Source organism: Nitratireductor sp. PBL-C9 (genome assembly GCF_050877045.1).
Lineage (GTDB): Bacteria > Pseudomonadota > Alphaproteobacteria > Rhizobiales > Rhizobiaceae > Nitratireductor > Nitratireductor aquimarinus.
Genome location: NZ_JBPAXW010000010.1, coordinates 21,494 through 40,627 on the forward strand (window position 1 = coordinate 21,494; position 19,134 = coordinate 40,627).

27 protein-coding genes and 1 tRNA gene are annotated in these 19,134 nt (G+C 63.2%); all 28 read right to left on the reverse strand.

The features are described from left to right. Position 1 precedes the first annotated feature (1 nt). A complete protein-coding gene (locus ACRTG1_RS19710; RefSeq protein ID WP_432516898.1) occupies positions 2 to 415 on the reverse strand; it encodes a DUF6950 family protein in 414 nt (137 codons plus the stop codon). Continuing rightward, positions 412 to 1,044 (reverse strand): hypothetical protein, encoded by a 633-nt coding sequence (locus tag ACRTG1_RS19715; RefSeq protein ID WP_432516899.1) that lies wholly within the window; start codon positions 1,042 to 1,044, stop codon positions 412 to 414. The genes ACRTG1_RS19710 and ACRTG1_RS19715 overlap by 4 nt, the downstream gene beginning before the upstream one ends. 15 nt (positions 1,045 to 1,059) lie before the next feature. Then, a complete protein-coding gene (locus ACRTG1_RS19720) occupies positions 1,060 to 1,719 on the reverse strand; it encodes a hypothetical protein (protein WP_432516900.1) in 660 nt (219 codons plus the stop codon). Continuing rightward, positions 1,719 to 3,800 (reverse strand): tail tape measure protein, encoded by a 2,082-nt coding sequence (locus ACRTG1_RS19725; RefSeq protein WP_432516901.1) that lies wholly within the window; start codon positions 3,798 to 3,800, stop codon positions 1,719 to 1,721. Before ACRTG1_RS19725 ends, ACRTG1_RS19720 begins: the two co-directional genes overlap by 1 nt. Beyond that, complete coding sequence (locus ACRTG1_RS19730; protein WP_113154784.1) at positions 3,787 to 4,008, reverse strand: hypothetical protein; 222 nt, start codon at positions 4,006 to 4,008, stop codon at positions 3,787 to 3,789. The genes ACRTG1_RS19725 and ACRTG1_RS19730 overlap by 14 nt, the downstream gene beginning before the upstream one ends. Beyond that, positions 4,005 to 4,424, reverse strand: coding sequence for a hypothetical protein (locus ACRTG1_RS19735; RefSeq protein ID WP_432516903.1), 420 nt, complete (start codon positions 4,422 to 4,424; stop codon positions 4,005 to 4,007). The genes ACRTG1_RS19730 and ACRTG1_RS19735 overlap by 4 nt, the downstream gene beginning before the upstream one ends. Beyond that, positions 4,424 to 4,852, reverse strand: coding sequence for a phage tail tube protein (locus ACRTG1_RS19740; protein ID WP_432516905.1), 429 nt, complete (start codon positions 4,850 to 4,852; stop codon positions 4,424 to 4,426). Before ACRTG1_RS19740 ends, ACRTG1_RS19735 begins: the two co-directional genes overlap by 1 nt. A 27-nt stretch (positions 4,853 to 4,879) precedes the next feature. After that, positions 4,880 to 5,284 (reverse strand): hypothetical protein, encoded by a 405-nt coding sequence (locus tag ACRTG1_RS19745; RefSeq protein WP_432516907.1) that lies wholly within the window; start codon positions 5,282 to 5,284, stop codon positions 4,880 to 4,882. Continuing rightward, positions 5,284 to 5,613 carry a head-tail joining protein gene (locus ACRTG1_RS19750; RefSeq protein WP_432516908.1) on the reverse strand — a complete coding sequence of 110 codons (330 nt, stop codon included), beginning with the start codon at positions 5,611 to 5,613 and terminating at the stop codon, positions 5,284 to 5,286. Before ACRTG1_RS19750 ends, ACRTG1_RS19745 begins: the two co-directional genes overlap by 1 nt. 3 nt (positions 5,614 to 5,616) lie before the next feature. Further along, positions 5,617 to 5,811, reverse strand: coding sequence for a hypothetical protein (locus ACRTG1_RS19755; RefSeq protein ID WP_432516910.1), 195 nt, complete (start codon positions 5,809 to 5,811; stop codon positions 5,617 to 5,619). Beyond that, a complete protein-coding gene (locus tag ACRTG1_RS19760) occupies positions 5,795 to 6,166 on the reverse strand; it encodes a hypothetical protein (RefSeq protein ID WP_432516911.1) in 372 nt (123 codons plus the stop codon). The genes ACRTG1_RS19755 and ACRTG1_RS19760 overlap by 17 nt, the downstream gene beginning before the upstream one ends. A gap of 92 nt (positions 6,167 to 6,258) precedes the next feature. After that, the gene (locus tag ACRTG1_RS19765; RefSeq protein WP_432516913.1) at positions 6,259 to 7,290 is read right to left on the reverse strand and encodes a major capsid protein; all 1,032 of its coding nucleotides are present in this window, start codon (positions 7,288 to 7,290) and stop codon (positions 6,259 to 6,261) included. Between the two features lie 70 nt (positions 7,291 to 7,360). Further along, entirely contained in the window at positions 7,361 to 7,714 is a 354-nt protein-coding gene (locus ACRTG1_RS19770) for a head decoration protein (protein ID WP_432516914.1), read from the reverse strand. A 71-nt stretch (positions 7,715 to 7,785) separates the two neighbouring features. Further along, on the reverse strand, positions 7,786 to 8,328 hold the full coding sequence (locus ACRTG1_RS19775; protein ID WP_432516916.1) for a hypothetical protein: 543 nt from the start codon (positions 8,326 to 8,328) through the stop codon (positions 7,786 to 7,788). A 23-nt stretch (positions 8,329 to 8,351) separates the two neighbouring features. Beyond that, positions 8,352 to 9,254 carry a S49 family peptidase gene (locus tag ACRTG1_RS19780; RefSeq protein WP_432516918.1) on the reverse strand — a complete coding sequence of 301 codons (903 nt, stop codon included), beginning with the start codon at positions 9,252 to 9,254 and terminating at the stop codon, positions 8,352 to 8,354. After that, the gene (locus ACRTG1_RS19785) at positions 9,251 to 10,990 is read right to left on the reverse strand and encodes a phage portal protein (protein ID WP_432516920.1); all 1,740 of its coding nucleotides are present in this window, start codon (positions 10,988 to 10,990) and stop codon (positions 9,251 to 9,253) included. Before ACRTG1_RS19785 ends, ACRTG1_RS19780 begins: the two co-directional genes overlap by 4 nt. Then, positions 10,990 to 11,223: a gpW family head-tail joining protein gene (gpW, locus tag ACRTG1_RS19790; RefSeq protein WP_113154773.1), complete on the reverse strand. Its 234-nt coding sequence runs from the start codon at positions 11,221 to 11,223 to the stop codon at positions 10,990 to 10,992. The genes ACRTG1_RS19785 and gpW overlap by 1 nt, the downstream gene beginning before the upstream one ends. 7 nt (positions 11,224 to 11,230) lie before the next feature. Next, positions 11,231 to 13,270: a phage terminase large subunit family protein gene (locus ACRTG1_RS19795; RefSeq protein WP_432516922.1), complete on the reverse strand. Its 2,040-nt coding sequence runs from the start codon at positions 13,268 to 13,270 to the stop codon at positions 11,231 to 11,233. Continuing rightward, positions 13,267 to 13,887 carry a hypothetical protein gene (locus tag ACRTG1_RS19800; RefSeq protein ID WP_432516924.1) on the reverse strand — a complete coding sequence of 207 codons (621 nt, stop codon included), beginning with the start codon at positions 13,885 to 13,887 and terminating at the stop codon, positions 13,267 to 13,269. Before ACRTG1_RS19800 ends, ACRTG1_RS19795 begins: the two co-directional genes overlap by 4 nt. A gap of 148 nt (positions 13,888 to 14,035) precedes the next feature. Next, positions 14,036 to 14,800, reverse strand: coding sequence for a hypothetical protein (locus ACRTG1_RS19805; protein ID WP_432516926.1), 765 nt, complete (start codon positions 14,798 to 14,800; stop codon positions 14,036 to 14,038). 345 nt (positions 14,801 to 15,145) lie between these two features. Continuing rightward, entirely contained in the window at positions 15,146 to 15,775 is a 630-nt protein-coding gene (locus tag ACRTG1_RS19810; protein WP_432516928.1) for a hypothetical protein, read from the reverse strand. 69 nt (positions 15,776 to 15,844) lie between these two features. Then, a tRNA-Met gene (locus ACRTG1_RS19815) sits at positions 15,845 to 15,921 on the reverse strand. Continuing rightward, entirely contained in the window at positions 15,883 to 16,128 is a 246-nt protein-coding gene (locus ACRTG1_RS19820) for a DUF3309 family protein (protein WP_432517060.1), read from the reverse strand. Before ACRTG1_RS19820 ends, ACRTG1_RS19815 begins: the two co-directional genes overlap by 39 nt. A gap of 320 nt (positions 16,129 to 16,448) precedes the next feature. Then, the gene (locus ACRTG1_RS19825; protein ID WP_432516929.1) at positions 16,449 to 17,243 is read right to left on the reverse strand and encodes a ribonuclease H family protein; all 795 of its coding nucleotides are present in this window, start codon (positions 17,241 to 17,243) and stop codon (positions 16,449 to 16,451) included. Next, positions 17,236 to 17,706 carry a hypothetical protein gene (locus tag ACRTG1_RS19830; protein WP_432516930.1) on the reverse strand — a complete coding sequence of 157 codons (471 nt, stop codon included), beginning with the start codon at positions 17,704 to 17,706 and terminating at the stop codon, positions 17,236 to 17,238. Before ACRTG1_RS19830 ends, ACRTG1_RS19825 begins: the two co-directional genes overlap by 8 nt. Then, positions 17,703 to 17,978: a hypothetical protein gene (locus tag ACRTG1_RS19835; RefSeq protein WP_432516932.1), complete on the reverse strand. Its 276-nt coding sequence runs from the start codon at positions 17,976 to 17,978 to the stop codon at positions 17,703 to 17,705. Before ACRTG1_RS19835 ends, ACRTG1_RS19830 begins: the two co-directional genes overlap by 4 nt. After that, positions 17,975 to 18,268 carry a DUF6074 family protein gene (locus ACRTG1_RS19840; protein ID WP_432516934.1) on the reverse strand — a complete coding sequence of 98 codons (294 nt, stop codon included), beginning with the start codon at positions 18,266 to 18,268 and terminating at the stop codon, positions 17,975 to 17,977. Before ACRTG1_RS19840 ends, ACRTG1_RS19835 begins: the two co-directional genes overlap by 4 nt. Continuing rightward, positions 18,265 to 19,134, reverse strand: coding sequence for a hypothetical protein (locus tag ACRTG1_RS19845; RefSeq protein ID WP_432516935.1), 870 nt, complete (start codon positions 19,132 to 19,134; stop codon positions 18,265 to 18,267). Before ACRTG1_RS19845 ends, ACRTG1_RS19840 begins: the two co-directional genes overlap by 4 nt.

The following is a 19,134-nucleotide window of genomic DNA, read 5'->3' on the forward strand; positions in this document are numbered from 1 at the left end:
TCTAAACCCGAAAGGCCCGTTCGGCCTGAAGAAGGTCTGTGGTTCCGAGCCCGCCTTCCGGGCGCAGGAAGACGACGCGCGCGCCCTGCACGACACCGAGCGCGAACAGCCCGGCATCGGAAACGGCGATGGCCGCGATGTCGCCGACCTGCGCCTGCGAGGGGTGGATCTCGACAAGATGCGCGGCCGCGAAATCCGCATGGGTTTCGAAGCCTTCAGCCCGGAGCAGGCGCAGTCCGCCGGCAAGCGTGGTGTACGCCCCACGATAGCCCTTCGCGAAGTCGACACCCGTCATGGCCTCAACCGCGCCGGCGGCAAACAGCGCGCAGTCGAACGAACCCCATGCAAAAGGTCGGCCCTGCACCTGGCTGAAATAGTCGGCAAGCGATGGCCGCCAGAACGAGCGTCGCTTCATCCTATCGGCCCCGATTCCTCGCCCCATGCGACTTCCCACTGTCCGGCAACATCCGTGTATCTGTAAAAGCGATCACCGAACCGCCGCCGCTGATACTCGTCGGATTTCCGCGAGGGCGTCTTCTTGGTCAGCGTGCGCGTGTGCGACACCAGATCGAGCCTGATGCTGCCTTCCGCGCCCGCCTTCGGCGTGGTGATCGGCGTGGCATTGATGAAGCCGAGGAAGCGCGACACGGCCGGCGCAATCGGCAGCCGCGTCTCTCGGTCGAGATAGAGCCGATGGATCTCCACCGGCCCGTTCCTCGGATCGAAGCCCCGCACGGCCTGCTCGATTGCGGGATCAAGCTGGCTGAACCCGATGGAGATCTTGCGCACCGTCAGGTCCGAGACAAGCGGGATCGGCGGCACATTCAGAAGACCGCCCAGCCCGTAATAGGTCCGGGTTACGGTCGCGCCGGTTTCCCCTGAAACAACCGCGATATCCGCATGATCCTGACCGGTCCACAGTCCAATGCTCTCGGGCGCTCCAGTCGCCCGGTTCTTGGCGGTGATCCAGACCAGATCGCGGTGGATTGTGCCGTTCCGCTCCTGCAAATGGGCAGCGGTTGCGGCATCGATAGCGCGCACCATGAAGCTCTCCGGAAGTCAGGGGTGAAGGCGCTGCAGCACCGAGAAGCTGATCGCCACAGTGCCGAAGTCATCGGCCTCGCTGACCGACAGGCTATCGGGAACGATGCGCATGAAGGCGGCCGGTTTGATGAGCTCGACCGCGCCCCCGGCGGCTGCACCCGGCCCGAAATGCGGCCTCACCTCAAATGGCGCAGTCTCTCCCTGCGCGTCGGCCACCACCGGCTCCGAGAGCCGGTGCAGGGTACGCCGCGCGGGGTTCGCCCCATATTCGAATGCCAGCATGTCGCCGCGCGAGAGCTGATACCCCGCCGGCAGTCCGCCGAGCCGCATCGACTTGTTGTCCGCCTCAATCGATAGAACGACCGGAGCGGCGCCGGCGAGCAGCGCGCCGTTCGGGTCGAGCCTCGGAAACGCGGTACGCGGATCGTAGAACAGGAAGGAATGCAGCGAGCCGTCGAGCGTATCGAGCAGCGCCTGGATCTCCAGGCCGTCATCATGGAAGGCCGCATTCAGGCGCACGCTTGCAGACCACAGCGGCGGGGCCAGCTCATCGGTCAGGAACTGGCCGCTGCCGAGCCCCGACATCTCTTCGAAGCGCTGCAGACGAAACGGTGCCGTCGCCACATTGATCGCGTCCTGGAACGCGGCAAGCGACAATGGAAAGGTGAGCGCCATCAGCCTCTAGCCCTCGGATCATTGCTGATTTCCTGAACCCGGTCGGGGAGACCGGCATTGAACCGGCCAATCGATTCCTCGCTGACCTGCACCGCCACGTTCTCGCTCTCGGCGCGGATGGTGGGCCGGAACATCGGCCCCTCCTCTCCGATCACCCGGAGCGTCACAACGCCATCACGGCCCTGCCCTGTCGACGCCATGCGCTCAGGCATTGAGAACATACCAATGTTGCGACCCGCATTCATGGCCTCAAGCATCGGGCGATACTGCCCGGCAGGCCCCGACCGAACGACGAATTCCTCGTTATGGACCAGGCCGGCAACCTTCTTCGGGTCGCCATCTCCCGTCCAGCCGCCCGTGTCGAAGCCCGTGACACTCCGCAAGCCAGACCATGGATCGACGCCGCCACCTCCAAAGAAGCCACCACCGCCGAACAGGCCGGCAAGCGGACCGGTCCCCAGAAGAGCGGCCTGGGCAGCGGCGAAGGCAAGCTGGATGGCGAGGCGTTTGACCGCGTCCTCGGCCCGGCCGGAATTGTCGATCATGGCAAGGAAGGCGTCTTCGCCCGCCTGAAACAGATATTCGATGGACTGGGTGCGGGCTTCCTGCGCGGCCTTCAGCTGCTCCTCGGCAGCCCGCTGCGCTTCGATTGCCGTCACCAGCGCGCTGATGCGCTCGCCCTCGCGGGATGCTGCATCCGCACCGGCATTGCGCAGCTCGTTCGAGATCCGCTTCTGGACATCGCTCTTGCCCATCAGCGAAAGCTCGTGCTCCAGTTCGGAGATCACTCGACTGATCGCCTCGGCTTCCTTGTCGCTTGCCTTCGAAGCGCTGGAGGAAGAGCGCTCCGACTCCCGTCGCATGATGGTCAGTTCGGCCAGTTCGCGCGCCTGCGCTTCGGTGAGCGTTGCACCCTGCGAAGAAGCATCGTTCAGAATGCGCTGCGTCTCGGCCGCAATGGAGCGCTCGCGGTTCGAGAGCGCAAGTTCGTCGCGGAACTGGCGGATATAGTCGACGGAGGTGTCGATGGTCTTTCCCGCCGTCGGCGACGGGCGACTGCCTGACCGCTCGCTGAGAATGCGCTCCCGCTTCTCATTGCGCTCGGTCAGACGCGCAATTTCCTCCTCCCGATCCGCAATGATCGTCTGAAGCTGGCGACGCTCCAGCTGAGCGGTTGCCCCCGTCAGTTCATCCTGCTGGCGCTTGAGGTCCAGAATTTCGTTTTCGAGCTCGAGGCGACGCTGATCATCCTCGCGCGCGCCGATTGAAAGCGTGTCGCTCTGCTGCTGCTCAAACGCGTTGTAGCTGTCGAGGAACGTGAACCATGCGCTGGTCGCATCGATGATGGCGCGCTTCATCGACGTGCCAATGGTCGAGGTGATGACGTTGAACTTGCGGTCAACCTCCTCAGCCTTGCGGATCATCTCCGCATCCATGACCACGCCGAGATCACGCGCCGCTGCGATCTGTTCGCGTATGCCCTCTTCGCCCTCATCGATGAGCTCGACGAACCGCTCGCCCGCCGAGCCGCCGAACAGTTCATCTGCGATGCGGATCCGCGCCGCCTGATCGAACTGTTCGAGCTTGCCGATGATCTCGGTCAGGAGTGCGGACGGGTTCTTGAGCTTGCGCGACAGCTCCTCGGACGAGAAGCCCAGCCGCCCGAAAGCCTCCGACGCCGAGCCGCCGCCCGTGGCGATGAACTCGTCTGCGCGCAGGTTCAGTTCCTTGATGCCATCGGTCAGGATATCCACGCCGATGCGGTTCTGCTCGGCAACGAACTTAAGCTCCTGAAACGACTCGACATCGATGCCGGCCTGCTTTGCCTGCCTGCCGATATCCGCTACCGCTTCGGCCGTCTGCCTGATTTTGGCAACGACAGCCGTGGCGCCGACCGCTGCAAAGAGCGCCGGCATGGCGCGCAGTGGGGCCATGACGGTTTCCACGCCCGTGCGGGCGCGGCCCATGGCGTTGTTGATGCCCGCCCCGGTGGACTGCGCATCCCGCCTGATCTTTGCCCAGGCAGAGTCGATACCCGATGTATCGCCCCCGATCCTGTATCTCAGATCATCTCTGGACAATGCCGTCCCCCTGGTTCAGGCGTCTGCGATCACGGGCCGCCAGGGCTTCCTTGGCGGCCTCATAAGCTTCACGTGTTGGTGGCTGCGTCACGTTCTTCTTCACGCCGCTGGAGATGGCCCAGCCTTCCCAGGCAGCCCGGAAGAACGCGAAGCCGGTCTGCCAGAACTCCGCCTCCGTCCAGTGCAGGACGCCGCCGGCGAACTTCATCCACTCTCCGAATGGGAGGCGCTCGATTGGCCGATTGCGCGCGCCAGCAGGCCGAGCGCCATCGCCTGCAGGTCCCTTTCGCTTTCGGCTTGGGCTTTTTTTGCTTCGTCTTCCTCTTCCGGCGTCAGCCCGGACACGGCCCCCGAGATCGCCGCATAGACGCGCGTGAGGCCGACCGCACCGTTGACATGCGGCCAGAGCGTTGCCGCCTGTTCCTCACCGATCAGAATGGCGAGTGCCGCGCGCAGCATCTCGGGCTTGCGCGCCTGCAATGCATCCTGCAGGCCTTCCAGCGTATCGGACTTCGTCTCGGCCATCAGGCGGGCGATGTGATCGAGCGACGCCGCCAGATTGACCGGGGCAGCGCCCGGCAGGGCGAGTTCCCGCTCGCCCCGCCATGCATTCTGCGCCGCCATCAGAGCGCCGTGTAGACGATCTCGCCGGAGGCCTGAACCTCGGTCGAGAAGTTCATGTCATTGTCGAGGTCGCCGGAGAACTCGAAGTTCGAGACCAGCCAGTCGCCCACGAAATCGCCATAGCCGGGCACGAACACGCCATACCCTGCAAGCACCGTCTGGTTGACGGCGGCATCGGCCAGAAGCTTGCCGGACGCATCATCGTCAAAGATGCCGGAACCGGAGAAGTTCACATCCTTGCCGCCATATTTGCGAACCCGGATCGGCGGCTGTGAACGATCGGCGCAGTTTGCCCGCTTGGACTCGATGATGTCGTTGAGCATGCGGAAGTTCGTGGTGTTGATGCCGCAGACATTCTCCCAGTCATCCGGCGCAGGCTGCCCGGTGGGGCGCCGGATGATGAGAAGGCGGCCGAGCTGTGTCGACATGGCAATTGCTCCTTGGCAAGGGCGGGATCAGGAGACCCGCAGATTGTAGGTGAGCGAAAGTTCCCACACCGTCTGCTCCCCGCCGGGGACCGGTGTGATGGTGGTTTCGATATGCGTGCAGTCCTGGCAGACACCGCCAAGCGACGGATCGGCGTCGAGCGCCGCCTCAATCCAGACGGACGCATCGTCGCAGAGATCGTCCCCGCCCGTTCCTGCGGCGATGTAGGCAGTGACGGTTAGCTGCGGCTCCCGGCGCTTGCGCTGCGCACCGCGTTGAACCGGCTCACTGGGGATTGCAGGCGTGATGCAGGGGCAAAGCGTGATATCGGGAAGCGGGCGTCCGTCCGCCTTGCGCACCGTCCATCCGGCTGGCGAAGCACCTGCCAGGATCGACAGCACGCTGTCACGGATGAGCTTTCGCGGATGCGGCATCAGACGCGCTCCAGCTCGCAGCGCACCATGCCGCGCCCGTCCGGCAAAGGCTCATGGATGATCCATGTGACGCCCATGAAGGTGAACCGGTCACCATCGGACAGCCCCGGAACGTCTGCCTCGGCGAACGAGGCTCTGGGCGACATGCCGTTGACACCCGGCTCACCATACCCGCCGCCATCGACGACACCGCCGAACGGACCGCGAACAATGGCGCGTACCGGCTGTGGCAGGGGAACGCCCCCGATGGTCAGCTCGCCGGTCTCGCCGAACGCGTCCAGAAACGCGTCCGGCATTTCGGCAAAGACGGGATGCGCAGGGATCGTCATGACCTACTCCGGGCTGGGCTCTGCCGCGCGCCTGGCAACCGGCTGCGCCGGATCAGGCAGGCGGCCAAAGCGCGCGTCGAACTCATCGGCCCGCGCCTTGAGAACCGTGGCCGGTTCACCGGGCGCGACACGCGTTCCTTCGTGGTCACGCACGGCGACGGGCCAGCGACCGGTGACGGTCTCAGCCTTCTTTGCCATTCTCGCCTCCGTCGGCGGCCGGCGCTTCCAGTTCCTTCAGCCGTTCGGCGAGCAACTGGTTGTCTTCGGCCAGGGTGTCCCGCTCGGCCGAGACCTCGGCAAGCTTCTGCTCAAGCTCCGCGACCCTGTCGGAGAGCGCCTTGGCCTCCTTTTCAAGGGCGGCAATCGCGGTCGCCGCCTCCCCGTCCGGCCTCGCGGCGTTCTCGCTACCCTTCCAGACGCCAAACTCCTTTTCCAGTTTGGCGACCTCCTCGGAAGAAAGGCCATTCTTGCCGCCAAGCGGCACATCCGCACCGGGCGGAAAGGTCTTTGCACCGAGGCTGACCGTGGTGTTGAAGCGATGGGATTTCGACATGTGGATTCTCCTTGGCTCTGTTGCGGACCTCCCGCAGCCCTCCGCCGCCGCACCAAATGTGCGGCGGCGAAGGGTTGAAGGCGGCACGCGGATCAGCGCACCAGCGCGAACAGGGATGCGTTCGGTTCAGGCATGATCGGCAGCGGCGCTGCCTGCGTCTGCACCACGGTGCGGCTCGGGTTCTTCTCCGGCCACATGTCGGGGAAACGCTCCATTGCCAGGAGCGCCTCATTGTCGAGGATCGCGCCATAGGCGAAATGGCCGTTGAAGCCGAACGGATCGAAGATGCCGACGCCGTAGCCCGGCCAGAAATTGTTCTTCACGCCGCCCACGGTGTAGGGCTGCGAATACTGAACGAAGGTGAGCTGGCCAATCGTGCCGAGAACGGTGTGGTAGACGCCCTCCGCACCGGTCGAGACCGGGCCGAGCTGGAACTTGCCGCCATCCTGCCGGCGATTGTCGAGGGCAGCGAGGAAGCGCTCGGACTTCTTCAGAAGACCAGCCGCGCCCGGTCCGAGCAGAACGGTGCGCGCGGTAAACCCGTCCGTATCGGCCAGAAGCTGCACCCATGCCTCGATGTCGTCATAGGGATCGACACCGGGCTCACCCCAGCGGGCGGCAGCGGCAAGCGCAATGCTCAATGCAGGATCACGCCCGAAGTCGACCGTCTGGGTGGGGTAATCCTCGCCCTCGACAATCACGGCACCATTGCGCAGCGCCTGACTGCACATCGCCTCTTCGCGGCGCGTGATGCGCAGATCCTGATCATCGATCAGCATGGCGAGGTTGTAGGCGTAACGCTGCTCGGGCGTCATATCGCCGGCAATCCGTTCGCCCGGGATGCGGATCATGTTCTGGCGCGGACGCAGCGTGTTCTGCGGCTTCACATAGGCCGGCGTGAAGCTGGTGGCCTTGAAGCCGCGATTGGCCGAATCCTTGCCCGGCACATCGGGGTGCACGAAGGGTGCCAGCTCACGATCCGGAAGGATCTTGTCAAAAACGATTTCCTCCAGATCGGAGAGCACCACGGTGCTGAACATGGTGCTGCGCAGGAATGCTTCGGGACGGTCGCGCGGCGGAAGAACGGCGACCAGTTCCGCAGTGTTGAGAAGAATGCTGCTCATGGGGGTGACCTTTCTGGTTCGAGCCCTGTGTCCGCCCGGTCGCAACCGTCAGACAGATGAGTGGATGAGATCAGGCGAGCTTGCGCACGAAGAGCGAAGCGTCTGCGGCCCGGAACGCCGCTTCGACACTGTCGGCATCGTGGCCGGCGCCGAAGGTGAGTTTGCTGGCGTCAAGGCCGGCAGAGGCATAGGCGGCGACAACGACATCGCCGCCCGAAGCATCGGCATCGAAGGCGAGCACAAGTGCCGGCACTTCCGAACCGTCGGCCGCTCCGGTTGCGGAGATCGTATACTTGTCGGTCGCCGTGATGCGGCCCAGCACCGTGCCGCGCTCATAGGCACCGCCGGTCAGGGTGATGTTGCGCGTGACCACCGGAATGTCGGAGACAAGCAGGTCATTGGGCGCAAAGGTTGCAGTGTTCATGACTGTCTTCCTCGGGTTCTGGCCCCAGCGGGGCCGGGTTCAGGAATGGCCCGGCCTTGGCCGGGCGCTGATCAGGCGTTGTCCGGCTTGCGCCCGTGCATGGCCTGAATGGTGTGCTTCACATTGGCGATGAAGGACTGGCGCGCACTGGCCGGACTGGCCGACACGCCGCTGCCGATCTTCGGGCTGCGGCCGGCCATGCGTCCTGCGAGCTTCCCGGTTCCGCCACTGGATTGTTCGAGCAGCGCGGACGCGTCCTTTGCGGAATAGAAGCGCTTACCAAAGGCGAGTTCGGATGCGAGACCCGGGTTCGCATCGGCCCTGGGATGGGTCAGGATCGCGTGAATGCGCCCCTGCTCCGCGCGGCGCACACGCTCGGAAGAGGCCTGTGGCTTCGGCTCATCCTCTTCGGTGTCTTCGGGACGCTCATCGGCCTCGGCATCGGTGTCGTCTTCATCGGTCTCTGCCGCCGGCACCTCTTCCTCGTCGCCCTCAGCGCCGGTCTCGGTTCCCGTGGTCTCGTCTTCGAGATCCTCGGCGGGCTCGTTCTCAAGGCGCGAAGCCCTGTTGCGTCCCCGCACGGCGGCGAGAACGCTTGCAGTGAGATTCGACATAAGTGTCTCCTTTGTCGCTGGGTTCAGCCGGCCACGCGGCCGAGCTCTTCTTCGAAAGCGGCGAGCACCTGGCTTGGCCGCGCAACCGCATCGGCAAGGCCTGCCTCGACGGCTGCCTGCCCGCGAAAGCACTTCGCTTCCGTCGCCATGGCGGCGTCGAAGCTCAGTCGCCCGGCCCGAAACCGCGCAACGGTTGCCGCGAAGTCCCGGCGCATCGCTTCCATGTCGGTGAGCGCCTCTTCGAGAACTTCCGGTGGGAGCGGCTGGTAGGCGTTGAAGTCGGCCTTGCGCGCGCCCGCCTTCAGGATCGTGACCGAGAGGCCCTGATCCGCGAGCCATTTGCTGGCGTCGACATGCATGGAGATGACGCCGATGGAGCCGGCCTGACCATTCTGCGGAACAACAATCTGTCGGGCAGACGCTGCGAGCAGGTATCCCGCCGACAATGCGTGATCGGTCAGGATGGCAATCGTCGGCTTTGCCTGAGACAGTTCGTAGAGACGCTCGGCGCAATCGAAAGCGCCCGTCACCTCGCCGCCGAAGCTGTCGATCTCCAGAATGACGCCTTCCACCGAACTGTCGTCGATCACGGCATTCACCTGCGTGATGATGCCTTCATAGGTGGTCTGGCCCGATGACTTGCCGATCCACTTGCCCTTGTTGATCAAGGACCCCTCGATCTCGATCACGGCGATCCGCCCATGGCGACGCGGCTCATAGCAGCGGTCACCAGACTCGCGCCACTGCCCCATCTCGTCGCCGACAATGCCCATGCTGACGCCCGCCGCCTGAACGTCAATGTCTGGCGTGCCAAGCACACGCGGGCCGAAGGCACGAGCGATCACATTGCCCTTGCCCTCGTGCAGCATGAGCGGCGTGTTGAACATGCGCGCCGCGATTTCGGGATAGTGCGCCGCCATGCTCATGCTGCCCTCCTGCGGATTGCGGGGATGCCAAGCGGATGACGCCGCGCCGTCTTGCGCGGACCGTTCACCTCTTCCTCGACTTCCTCGTCAGGATCCTTGGTTTCGGTGATCGTCTCGCTCTGTGTGCGCGTCTCGGGCTGCCCGACATCAGGGTCGAGGCCGAGTTTCAGATAGTAATCGCGCTCACGCTTCTTCTGCTGCGCGTTCATTTTCCAGTCGCGCCCCTGTTCCGCCGCTTCCTGCTGAAGCGTCGAGAGGTTGGAGGCGATGCGAAGGCCTGCCGCTGCCGCCTCTCGCTGCGGGTCGATCCAGCCACGGCCGGGGCCGATCCACTCGGCATGGCACCATGCGGCGGGGTTGTCCTCGAAGGGCACGGCATGCGCCGGGAGCTGGACCAGCCCCTTGTCAAAGATCTCTTCTAGAAAGGCGCGATAGATCCGGCCCATGAACTGGGCGGCAAAGCTGTTTTTCCGGCTGGTCAGGCCCTTCCAGACTTCCAGAAGAGCAGCGCGGGCCGACGAATAATTGACTTTTGACCAGTCCATGGTGAGCTGCTCGTAGGAGAGCCCGACCGCACTTGCGACTTTGCGTAGCGCCGCATTCACGAACGCCTCAAAATTGACGTTCGGGTGCTCCGGTCTGGTGAACTTCGCGGTCTCGCCGGGCTGAAGCGTGTTCACCCGGACGCCCGGCAGATCAATCGGCGCGGCGTTGTAATAGGCGTTCTGCGCCTCGGCGATGGCCCCATACATGTTGCCGACGGCCGAGTTGCCGTCCACGCCGAGCGAGTCCATCAACTCGTCCGGATCAAAGGGCGTTTCGATGAAAGCCGCCATCACCGCATTGAGCAGCGCTGCCTGGCTCTCGAAATCCTCATAATCCGTCGCCTGCTTGATGGAACGGATCACCGGTGCCCAGTTGGAAGCCCCGCGCGTCATGCCTGCGCGCGACGGCTCGAACGCATGCACCACGACGGGGCGGCCCCATTCGGTTTCGCGCTCGACACGATCCCATTGCCACTGTTTGGCACCGCCGGAGAACACATCGCCCGGATGCGCCCTTCGGAAATGATAGGCGACGGCCGCGCCGTGCTCGTCGACCTCCACACCATCGCGCAGGGTCTCGCTGTCCATCCGACCATGCGGGTTCGAGCAGCGGCCCGGATCAACGACCTGCACTGCCGTTTGGAACCCCGGTGCGTCTTCGCGCCAGATGAGGGTTGCCATGGCTTCCCCGTCCGCGCCAAACCGGTGACGCGCCGCAAGCCCCAGAATACCGGTCATGTTCTTCGAGCGCTCGGCATCACACCACATGTCGACATCGAGCGTAAAATCGCGCCAGAGCGCCTCGATCCGGTCGGCAATCTCCTCGGCCTCGTCATAGGTGAGGTTGAGCGATGCGTAGTTCGGCTTGGCCGAAAGGATCCAGCCCGAACCGATGATGTTGTCGACAAGCCGCGAAACGCCGGCAGACGCCCAGCCGTCATTGCGCGCAATGTCGTTCAGCCGGTCGACCAGCTGCCCGCGATCCCAGCGCAGCGCCGAATGACCGGACCATGTGCGCGGACGCCATTTGGCCAGAGACGGATTGTCGTAGCCTGCGCCCTGATAGGCCGTGGACGCCATCATGCGGTTGCGGGTCATCTTCGCTCTGGCGGCACTGCGCACGGCAGCCGGAAGCGGCGCGCCGTCTGCACCCATCAGCACCGGTGCCTGGCTGGAAACAGTCGGTTCCATCAGAACGTCACTCCCCTGCTGCGCGCGCGTGCGCTCCGGCGCAGACCAAGCTGCGCTTCCAGTCGGCGGATGAAGCTGCGCAGCGAGGCCCGGTTCGCCGCCGAATACGTCACCTGCTCGCCCTCATAGGAGACGCTCGCCCGCAGGCTGCCGGTCTCGAGCTTGAACTCGGCCGCACGGGCCTGATCGAGCTGCGCCTGAAGCGCCGCCCGCCGTTCCTCGGTCAAAGCCATGGTGTTCCTATCGGTTGCGGCGCTTCGCGCGCTCGGCCCGCTGCAGGGCTGCAGCGATCAGGGCTTCCTTCGAAGCCGCCTCTTTGCTTTGGGATGAGGCCTGCTGCTCGCTCCCGACAGGAGTGATCAGGTCCTCAAGGTCGCCCTGTGCGGGCTTTTCCATCTTCGACAGACGCTCGGCGAGCATGTCCCACTCTTCGTCTGTCCAGTAGGTGACGCCCAGCCGGATCGCGCCGGCATGCGCCTGGTTCATCATGTCGAGCGCTTCGTTGCGCTGACCGGACGGCAGTTTCCAGACATAGCGGGCATGGCCCGACCGCGTCCGCTCCTCGACCCGGATCTCCGACGTGACCTGCTGATAGAAGTCATCACCAAGCCCCACCGCGAACCGGATGTAGCCGGCCTGCTCCGGGTCTTCCTTCTTCATGTCGCGGTAGAGCCCGATTTTCATGATCGAGGCGTTGAAATTGAAGAACCGCGACGTCCATTTCTGCTTCTTCGGCTTGCCCTTGCGGTCGAACTCGCGGACCTGCGACAGGAGCCGCGCAGTGTCCCGGTTGTCGCCGCGCACCATGATGACGCGCGACTTCGGGTGTTTGCGCACCCAGCCCCAGACATCCTCGGTATAGGCGTTGCCGTCGATGGCGACGATGTCGGCCGAGCGCTGGTTTCCCCATTCGTCCGCCCAGGTCCGCTTGATCAGCCGGTCGAGCGCGGCGCGAACCTCCGGCTCACTGATATGACCGGAATGGACGCGATAGCCCGGCAGGTGGCTGCCCGCGCGGTGATCGACAACGCCACGGTCGATCACGCACCGGAAGCGATTGCGGCCATAGCCGATCAGCTGCCATTCAACGCGGTCGCCCTGAACGTCCATGCCGATGGCGAGGGCCAGCGCCTCAGACGGGATCAGGCCCCGCTGGAAGCCGGTTTCCTCGCCCCGGTCCCGAAGGTCTTCCCAGTCGACTGCCTTGTTGTCCGCCTCGAAAGGCAGCCCAAGCCAGTCATTGTAAAAGACCTGCTCGGCCCCCGCGCCCTTCTCCTTGTCGTCGGGGCCGCCCGTCTGCACCTTCAGCCAGGCGCGCGCCAGCGCTTCCCAGCTCTCCAGCGGCGAATAGGCAACCCAGATATGGAACGAACGGTGGAACCGCGCCCGGTCGGGATATTTTGCCACCCAGCGCGCACCGTTCTCCGGCGCCACCATCCATGTACGATGGTGTTCGCGGATCTCGCAGCCGCAATGGATGCACACGAAGTGCGCATCCTCTGGCTTCTCGGGATCAATGTGATCCCGCATGTTCTCCCAGCGCAGCTCCTGCAGTTCTTCGCAGTGCGGGCACGGGACGTGATAGCTCTCCTGCGTCCCCAAGTGATAGTTCGTCGTGATCCGGCAGCCGGGCGACACCAGCGGCGTCGAGATCTTGAAGACCTTCCGGTTGAAGAATGCCTTCGACCGGCTGTCAGCCTGCGTTTCCGGGTCGCCCGCCTCGTTCATCGACCATTTGGCAAGATCGTCCTGAACCTGCTTGCGCGGCGAGATCATCGACAGGCCGGCCGGCGAGTTCGCGCCGGCTGCCTGGATGGCCCCGCGACCATCGATCCGCTCCTTGTAGAGGATCGAGTTGCCGCCATCGCGGCTGGTTTCCGAGAACAGCGCCCGGATGGCGTCCGTCTCCCGAACGAGCGGCATCAGCTTGGTCTTCGACCAGCGCGAAGCGTTCTCCTCGGTCGGATGGACGTAGAGGAAATCGCACGGGTCCATGTCCATGGTCCCGAGCGTAAAAATGTTCGCCAGAACCGTACCGCCAACCTGCGCGGACTTGCCCAGCGTGACGATGCTGCACGGGTCTTCCGGCGAGAGCGCCTTCAGGATCTCCGAGAAGAATGGAAACAGCGCCTCGTTATAGGCACCCGAGAACGCAGAGATGCGCTCCGAAAAGACGATGTTCTGCTTGGCCCATGCCAGATAGTCGACCGGCGGCGGTGGTGTGGCGGCTTCGACGAGCGCTTCGTATTTGAGCCGCTCTGGATTGAACAGCATCGTCATGACGCCGACCGCAGCTCCTGTTCCTCGACGTCCTCGACCATGGCGGGCGTTGCCTCTGCCTGCGCCCGGTAGCTTTCCGCCGCCTTCGCGCGAACCATGCGGAACGACTTCTGCAACACCTGCTGCGCATCGCGTTCAGGGATCGAGAACTCGGCGGAAAGGGCATTGGCCATGTCTCGCAGTCCCTGCTCCATCACCTTGAACGCTTCTGCAACGGCGCGCCCCATCTCTCGCCGCGCGGCCTCCGTCAGCATGTATCGGCCCACCGCAAGCGCTTCCTCGCGCTCGGCCTGCGCCGTCTTGATGCGCTGCTGCTTCAGGCGCTCGGTGGCCAGCTCATCATGCACCGGCTCCGGAACCGAACGCAGCGAGGAGCCGGCACTCTGTTCGCGCACGGCCGCGCCATTGCCGCCCAGGCGCTGCGAAGGCTCCAGCGATTTGTAGAGCTGCGCGCGCGCCACGTCGGGGCGGATGCGGGCAAGCCTGCCCTCACCGTCAATGGCCTCTCCGAAGATCTTGCCCTCGGTGATGTATTGCGACACGCGTCCGGGCGAGACGCCGATCAGGCGTGCAAAGTCGCCCTTCGCCATCGTCTCGACTTTAGCGGGTTCGCTCATCTTTAGGCTTCGACTTTAGGCTTTCAAAATTGGCTCAGACTGCCGAAACCCCGCGGTACGAATTACTCGCTGGTCGGGGTTGCCCAGGAAGGACCCATCGCGCGAATGGGCCACCGGGTGGGGCCGGATCGGCCCGTTGGTCGCGGGGTCAGCGGTTCGGCCGACGCAGGATCTGGTCAGCAGAGCGCTTGAAGTTGATCGGCATGCGGGCACGCGCCGTGGCGTCAGCCCAGTTCTTCCAGTCGAACACGTCGGCATAGTCCGGCACGCGCTCCACGAAAATGAAGACCGGCGAAACCGAACCCCGGCGATCACGCTGCCATATACCCCGGGGCAGACTGCTCGGCCTGACCCCACCAATGCGGGGTGCGTCCTTCCCGTAAGACACGAAGTATCGCGCCGCCCCACGGCGCTGCTGGACTGCCTTGCTTCTGCGGCTTTCGTTGCCAATGCCGCTGTCGCCAATCTTCAGCTGCGCAAGGATCTTCGCATAGACACCGCGCGGGACATTGCCATACCGGTTCAGCTTCAGCGCCTTGCCCGGCATCGCGTATTCGTTCACCCGCATGACGCCTGCATGGATGAGGCGCTTCTCCCACCGAGTGTGTGGCCGCCGCCCGCCCCTGATCTGCGTCAGCAGATACTTGCCGGCAGGCGTTCCCTTCGGTGCGAAGTCCTTGAAATAGACCTCCGCAGTCATCTGTCGCTTGGTCGCAGGTTTCACGAACGCCGCGTTCAGCGTCCATCGCGTAGGCCGATCAAAGACCCGGAGCATCCACTTCTTCGAGTTCTTCTGGATGTCCTTCGCGGTCCAGGTCGCTGCCCGAGCGGCTGCAAACGGCAGATCACGGCCAAGGTCGCGAGCAAGCTGCTGCTCGAAGTCACGCTGGTTGTACGAAACGGATGCTCTCACGTCAGCTATCCCCTTGCCATAAGGCTGACTATGACGATCAGGGCCATTCCTTCGAGCAGCTCGCGCATGCCAGGACACCACATACGAGAAGCCCCAGCGCATGGCTGGGGCGATGACAGTCAGGACGGGCCGGGCGCTACTCCGGCTGAGGGCCTTAATTGCAGACTGGCCCTCCTACCCCTCACGCGATGGCTTCCTGCACGTCCCCGCCGTTACACTCGGTCGCTATGGCTTCTGCTTTCAGCCACGCCGGTCACGACAAGCGAGAGTGTAGAGCGCCGCCATATCGCATAGGCAGCGCTTGCGAATCCAGACGCTAGATCAGCCAGAGCACCTAATCATCCATCAGGTCGCGTTGGTGAGCAGAATTTCAGGAATTGGTTTAGCGCTGTTGGGTGGCGGAGACGGTGGTTGCCTGTGTTCATAGTCGATCCCTGCCGCGTCAAAGGCGGCTAGAATTGTACTGGCGTCTTCCGGAGAGGGGCCGTCCATCGCGGCCGTTATAGCGATACCGCTCTTGGGCGGGTTTCCGACGCCAATCGCCATGCCGGAACTCACCTCCCATCGCGACTGCCGAAAGATGGCCTCCAACTGTGCCTGCATCTTTGTCGCGTCGGCGCTAGCCATGTCCTTCACAATCTGGACAGAACCAACCGTCTTTGAAATCGCCTGCCGAAGTCGATCTAGTTGCTCTGGAGTAAGCGACCGCGGCTCCAAAGCATCCAGCCTTTTCTCCAGTGAGGCAATCATTCGGCGCGCCTCGTCTGGGGATGCACCGCTTAGTTTGTCGGCATATTCCTTCAACCGGTCATCTTTGAGGCGCAGGCGTTCATCAAGGCTGGCTAGTCTGTCACTAAATTGATGTCGGACAAAAGCGTAGGAAAGCGCCCCAATAACCAGCGCTCCGGTTAAGAACGTGACGGGCGCTTGGCTAATCACGAGCCACTCGCCCTTGAGGTAGGCAACAAGGTCCATCCCTCATTCGTATCAGCGCGTAGTTGTGATGTCACCGGGTTTGTCCAAAGATACAATCGCGTCCTGATCTGGTTGCAGCGGGCGGATTTGAACCGCCGGTCTTCTGGTTATGAGCCAGACGGGATAGACCACTTCCCCACGCTGCTGAAGCTGATACCCGTCGCCTTGCCGAACGCCTTCCTCTGGTAGCCATCGGCCGCTTCGATCCGTTCGATCGCCAACAGTCCAGCTACCACCGCCGCTACCAGCAGCAGGATGAGTGCAGGCCACCACGACCAATCTCTCGAATGCGGCCAGATAGGAGCGACCGCGGCCACAAGCCCGACGACGATGGCACCTATCACTAGGATCATGCCGCTTCCTGCTCCCGCTTCTTGGCTTCCCTCTGCCGCCGACGCTCATTGTGCTGCTCCGCCCAAGAGAAATCCGCCGTATCGTTCGAGAAGTAACTGGCAAAGCGTCGTCTGAGGCCCATGATGTAACGCCTCTTTCCTCAGAGCGCTCGTCTTCGATGTTGGGCTCAATATGCCCGTTTTCCGGGGGAACAGGGAACCCCCTCAGATCGCCGGTTTCGCAATTCTGGACGCCCCTGCGAACCACATCACCGGAAAGCAGCATCACAGGCCGTTTTTCTTCAACTGCCGAGCCGTTCCCTTGGGATGTGGCATCGGCATCACGCCACCTCATAGGTCAGTTGGGTTTCGATCGCGCTGGGTGCGCCGTTCTCGACAATCCTCTCTCGCCCGATCATGGCAAGCTCGTCGGCCCGCTCATTGCCCTCAATTCCGGCATGGCCCTTCACCCATTCCAGAGTGACCGGAACCATTGCCAGCGCCGCGTCCAGTTCCTGCCAGAGCTCGGCGTTTGCCAGTTGCTTCTCCGGGCCGCGCTTCCAGCCCTTTTCCTTCCAGCCGTGACGCCAGGTGTTGCAGCCATTGACCACATACCTGCTGTCGCAGAGCAGGCGCACGGGCTCGACAGCGCCGCGATCACGAAACCACTGGAGCGCCATCAGCACCCCGGTCATTTCCATGATGTTGTTCGTGGTATCGGGATCGCCCCCACAGTCGGCGTGGATCTCGCGGCCGTCGCGGTAGACGGCAAATCCCCACCCACCGGGGCCAGGGTTCGGATCACATGCGCCATCCGCGAAGATCACCAACCCCTCCGATAAGCCGGGTGCGCTGACCGGTGCGGGTCGAGCGCCGCTCTTGCCACCACGCTTGCGCGGTGACCTGCACTTCTTCGAGCCGTCCAGAGCGCCGGCAGCCTGATAGGGCAACGCCTTCTGGATCTGCTGCAGAACCGGAAAGCAGGTTGCCCCCTTGGCCGGGAACCTGAAACGTGTCCCGGCAAGACGCTGCGCCATGAACGCGGCCTGCCTCTCGGTCTTGAAGGCGGCTACGTCCATGCCCTGAGCTCGGAGCCAGTCACGGAGGCGGTGCAGGCCCTCAGGAAACTCATACATCGCGCGCCTCCCCAAAATGCTCGGGCAGCGCCTCGTGCAACTCCGTCAGGGCCTGCTTCCTGAATTGCTCCACAATCGGCAGCACAACCTTGTCGGCGCGCGCCTTGATCTCCCGGTCGGCACGCTCGCCAATCTCGAACAGGCGATCACGTAGAGTCAGCAGCTCCTTCTGATCGCTCGAGAACGCCACAACGTCCTCGCGATATCGCCGACCGGAATACGCCTCGCGCCGCGCTCCATGGCGCAACTCGCCTTCGGCCAAAAAGGTCTTGGGCATCACCTTGGCAACCCTGAGCACGGGCATCATGGCTTCAGGATCATCACGATCCCAATTGCTGGTGAAGTCGTAGCCACAACTCGCAAGGACGCTGAGGTTCTCGGAGATGTCCTTGCTCGGGTCGAAGTGCGCATCATCAAGAACAAGCGCATAGCCACCAGCTTCAATGTCTATGAATTTCGTCATGTCGCGTCTCCGATCAGGTTGTCGTAAACTTGGCATTTCCATTCTTCTGCCAACTCATGCGCGGTCAGGATCGCTGTCTCGTAATTCGCACCCTCCCACATACCGATCCGGGTGCCGTCTTCCGCGATCACGTCCACGAAGAAACGCATCTGACCGATGCCGGAGAAATCCAGTCGACGGCCGGTAGCGCTTATGATCATCGCCGCTTTTGTGACCGTCCCACCGACGATTTCGACGCGAACCGTAACCGGGGTTTCGATTAAATTCGTCACGCCGCGCCTCCTGTGTCACATGACCAGTAAAGGCGCTCCAATTCGGACTGAACCGACCGGGCGAAGCGATTGACCTGACCTCTCGCTACGTTTTCGCAGAACCCCTGCGCTTGAAGCCGGCCAAAGAGACGGTTGCACTCTGTTTTCCAGAAGCGCTCGGCAGCCTTCCCTTGTTTCGATGAAAGCTGAAGCGCCACTTGCCGAACAAGCGCAGATTGGCGCTCCACTGGAAACGGGATCAGAAGGCCGCCAGGACCATTCTCGAATAGTTCCATCTGCTTGGTGTTCATGCTGCGTTCCCTTCTCCCTCGCTCCTCCCATGGGGCTCTGCCCCTTGGCACCCCGCTGGGGGATGATCCCCCAGACCCTCAGCATCTGTTCCAGCTTCGCTCGAACCGATGGATTGGCCGGGAGAACGGCTAGGCATCCGCAATACCTTGCAAGCCGCCGTGCCATGATTTTGGGAGGTTTCCAGATTTGGATTTGGCACAAGTGTGTCGCACTTAGTATCTATATCTACTCGCGCCACACCTGTGCCACGGCGTCGGTACCACGTGCGGCGTGAGATACCTTCGGCGTCCCACGGCCTTTGACCGGACAGAGATTGCGCCTCATAGGACTTGCGATTTTTCCGGCCCTCGGCCTTGCGTTTTGCTGCCTTGGCGTTCCTGTCTCGTTCCCTTTTTCGATCCTTTGCCAAGCGAAGCCGCTCCGCTCGAGTGACATCGCACGCGCCAATGGTTTTTAAGCCTACAGCGATGTTCTCTTTCAGCGTCACGTTCAGGAGGCCAGCAACGCCATCTGATCGCATCATTCGCTGCCGGTTCCGAGCTGCTGAAACGATCGGCAGTATGTCGGCGTCAGTTGCCCAGGGCGCCCACACTCGGCACCAAGCTGCCATGTCTTGATCGCTCGAAGTAAATGCAGCCGCTCGGACATAATCCAGACAGGTCTCGCGATCATCGGTGTCACCCGGGTCGGGAATGCGATCACCGTGCCGGTGCTTGATGACCTTTTCGATCTCGCGCATGCGCAGCAGTTCCAGAGAAAAATCTTCATCGTTGCGCCTGCGCTTTCGTCTCCCGGGCTTCTCGGCGTAGATCACGCCGTTAAAGATCATGTGCTCCGTGCCGTCGCGACTTTTTCTGATCTCCAT

Excerpts from the sequence above, each read along its gene's own strand:
- ACRTG1_RS19710 (WP_432516898.1), bottom strand. The coding sequence starts at position 415 with ATGAAGCGACGCTCGTTCTGGCGGCCATCGCTTGCCGACTATTTCAGC.
- ACRTG1_RS19715 (WP_432516899.1), bottom strand. The coding sequence starts at position 1,044 with ATGGTGCGCGCTATCGATGCCGCAACCGCTGCCCATTTGCAGGAGCGG.
- ACRTG1_RS19720 (WP_432516900.1), bottom strand. The coding sequence starts at position 1,719 with ATGGCGCTCACCTTTCCATTGTCGCTTGCCGCGTTCCAGGACGCGATC.
- ACRTG1_RS19730 (WP_113154784.1), bottom strand. The coding sequence starts at position 4,008 with ATGAAGTTCGCCGGCGGCGTCCTGCACTGGACGGAGGCGGAGTTCTGG.
- ACRTG1_RS19735 (WP_432516903.1), bottom strand. The coding sequence starts at position 4,424 with ATGGCGGCGCAGAATGCATGGCGGGGCGAGCGGGAACTCGCCCTGCCG.
- ACRTG1_RS19740 (WP_432516905.1), bottom strand. The coding sequence starts at position 4,852 with ATGTCGACACAGCTCGGCCGCCTTCTCATCATCCGGCGCCCCACCGGG.
- ACRTG1_RS19745 (WP_432516907.1), bottom strand. The coding sequence starts at position 5,284 with ATGCCGCATCCGCGAAAGCTCATCCGTGACAGCGTGCTGTCGATCCTG.
- ACRTG1_RS19750 (WP_432516908.1), bottom strand. The coding sequence starts at position 5,613 with ATGACGATCCCTGCGCATCCCGTCTTTGCCGAAATGCCGGACGCGTTT.
- ACRTG1_RS19755 (WP_432516910.1), bottom strand. The coding sequence starts at position 5,811 with ATGGCAAAGAAGGCTGAGACCGTCACCGGTCGCTGGCCCGTCGCCGTG.
- ACRTG1_RS19760 (WP_432516911.1), bottom strand. The coding sequence starts at position 6,166 with ATGTCGAAATCCCATCGCTTCAACACCACGGTCAGCCTCGGTGCAAAG.
- ACRTG1_RS19765 (WP_432516913.1), bottom strand. The coding sequence starts at position 7,290 with ATGAGCAGCATTCTTCTCAACACTGCGGAACTGGTCGCCGTTCTTCCG.
- ACRTG1_RS19770 (WP_432516914.1), bottom strand. The coding sequence starts at position 7,714 with ATGAACACTGCAACCTTTGCGCCCAATGACCTGCTTGTCTCCGACATT.
- ACRTG1_RS19775 (WP_432516916.1), bottom strand. The coding sequence starts at position 8,328 with ATGTCGAATCTCACTGCAAGCGTTCTCGCCGCCGTGCGGGGACGCAAC.
- ACRTG1_RS19780 (WP_432516918.1), bottom strand. The coding sequence starts at position 9,254 with ATGAGCATGGCGGCGCACTATCCCGAAATCGCGGCGCGCATGTTCAAC.
- ACRTG1_RS19785 (WP_432516920.1), bottom strand. The coding sequence starts at position 10,990 with ATGGAACCGACTGTTTCCAGCCAGGCACCGGTGCTGATGGGTGCAGAC.
- gpW (WP_113154773.1), bottom strand. The coding sequence starts at position 11,223 with ATGGCTTTGACCGAGGAACGGCGGGCGGCGCTTCAGGCGCAGCTCGAT.
- ACRTG1_RS19795 (WP_432516922.1), bottom strand. The coding sequence starts at position 13,270 with ATGACGATGCTGTTCAATCCAGAGCGGCTCAAATACGAAGCGCTCGTC.
- ACRTG1_RS19800 (WP_432516924.1), bottom strand. The coding sequence starts at position 13,887 with ATGAGCGAACCCGCTAAAGTCGAGACGATGGCGAAGGGCGACTTTGCA.
- ACRTG1_RS19810 (WP_432516928.1), bottom strand. The coding sequence starts at position 15,775 with ATGGACCTTGTTGCCTACCTCAAGGGCGAGTGGCTCGTGATTAGCCAA.
- ACRTG1_RS19820 (WP_432517060.1), bottom strand. The coding sequence starts at position 16,128 with ATGATCCTAGTGATAGGTGCCATCGTCGTCGGGCTTGTGGCCGCGGTC.
- ACRTG1_RS19825 (WP_432516929.1), bottom strand. The coding sequence starts at position 17,243 with ATGTATGAGTTTCCTGAGGGCCTGCACCGCCTCCGTGACTGGCTCCGA.
- ACRTG1_RS19830 (WP_432516930.1), bottom strand. The coding sequence starts at position 17,706 with ATGACGAAATTCATAGACATTGAAGCTGGTGGCTATGCGCTTGTTCTT.
- ACRTG1_RS19840 (WP_432516934.1), bottom strand. The coding sequence starts at position 18,268 with ATGAACACCAAGCAGATGGAACTATTCGAGAATGGTCCTGGCGGCCTT.
- ACRTG1_RS19845 (WP_432516935.1), bottom strand. The coding sequence starts at position 19,134 with ATGGAGATCAGAAAAAGTCGCGACGGCACGGAGCACATGATCTTTAAC.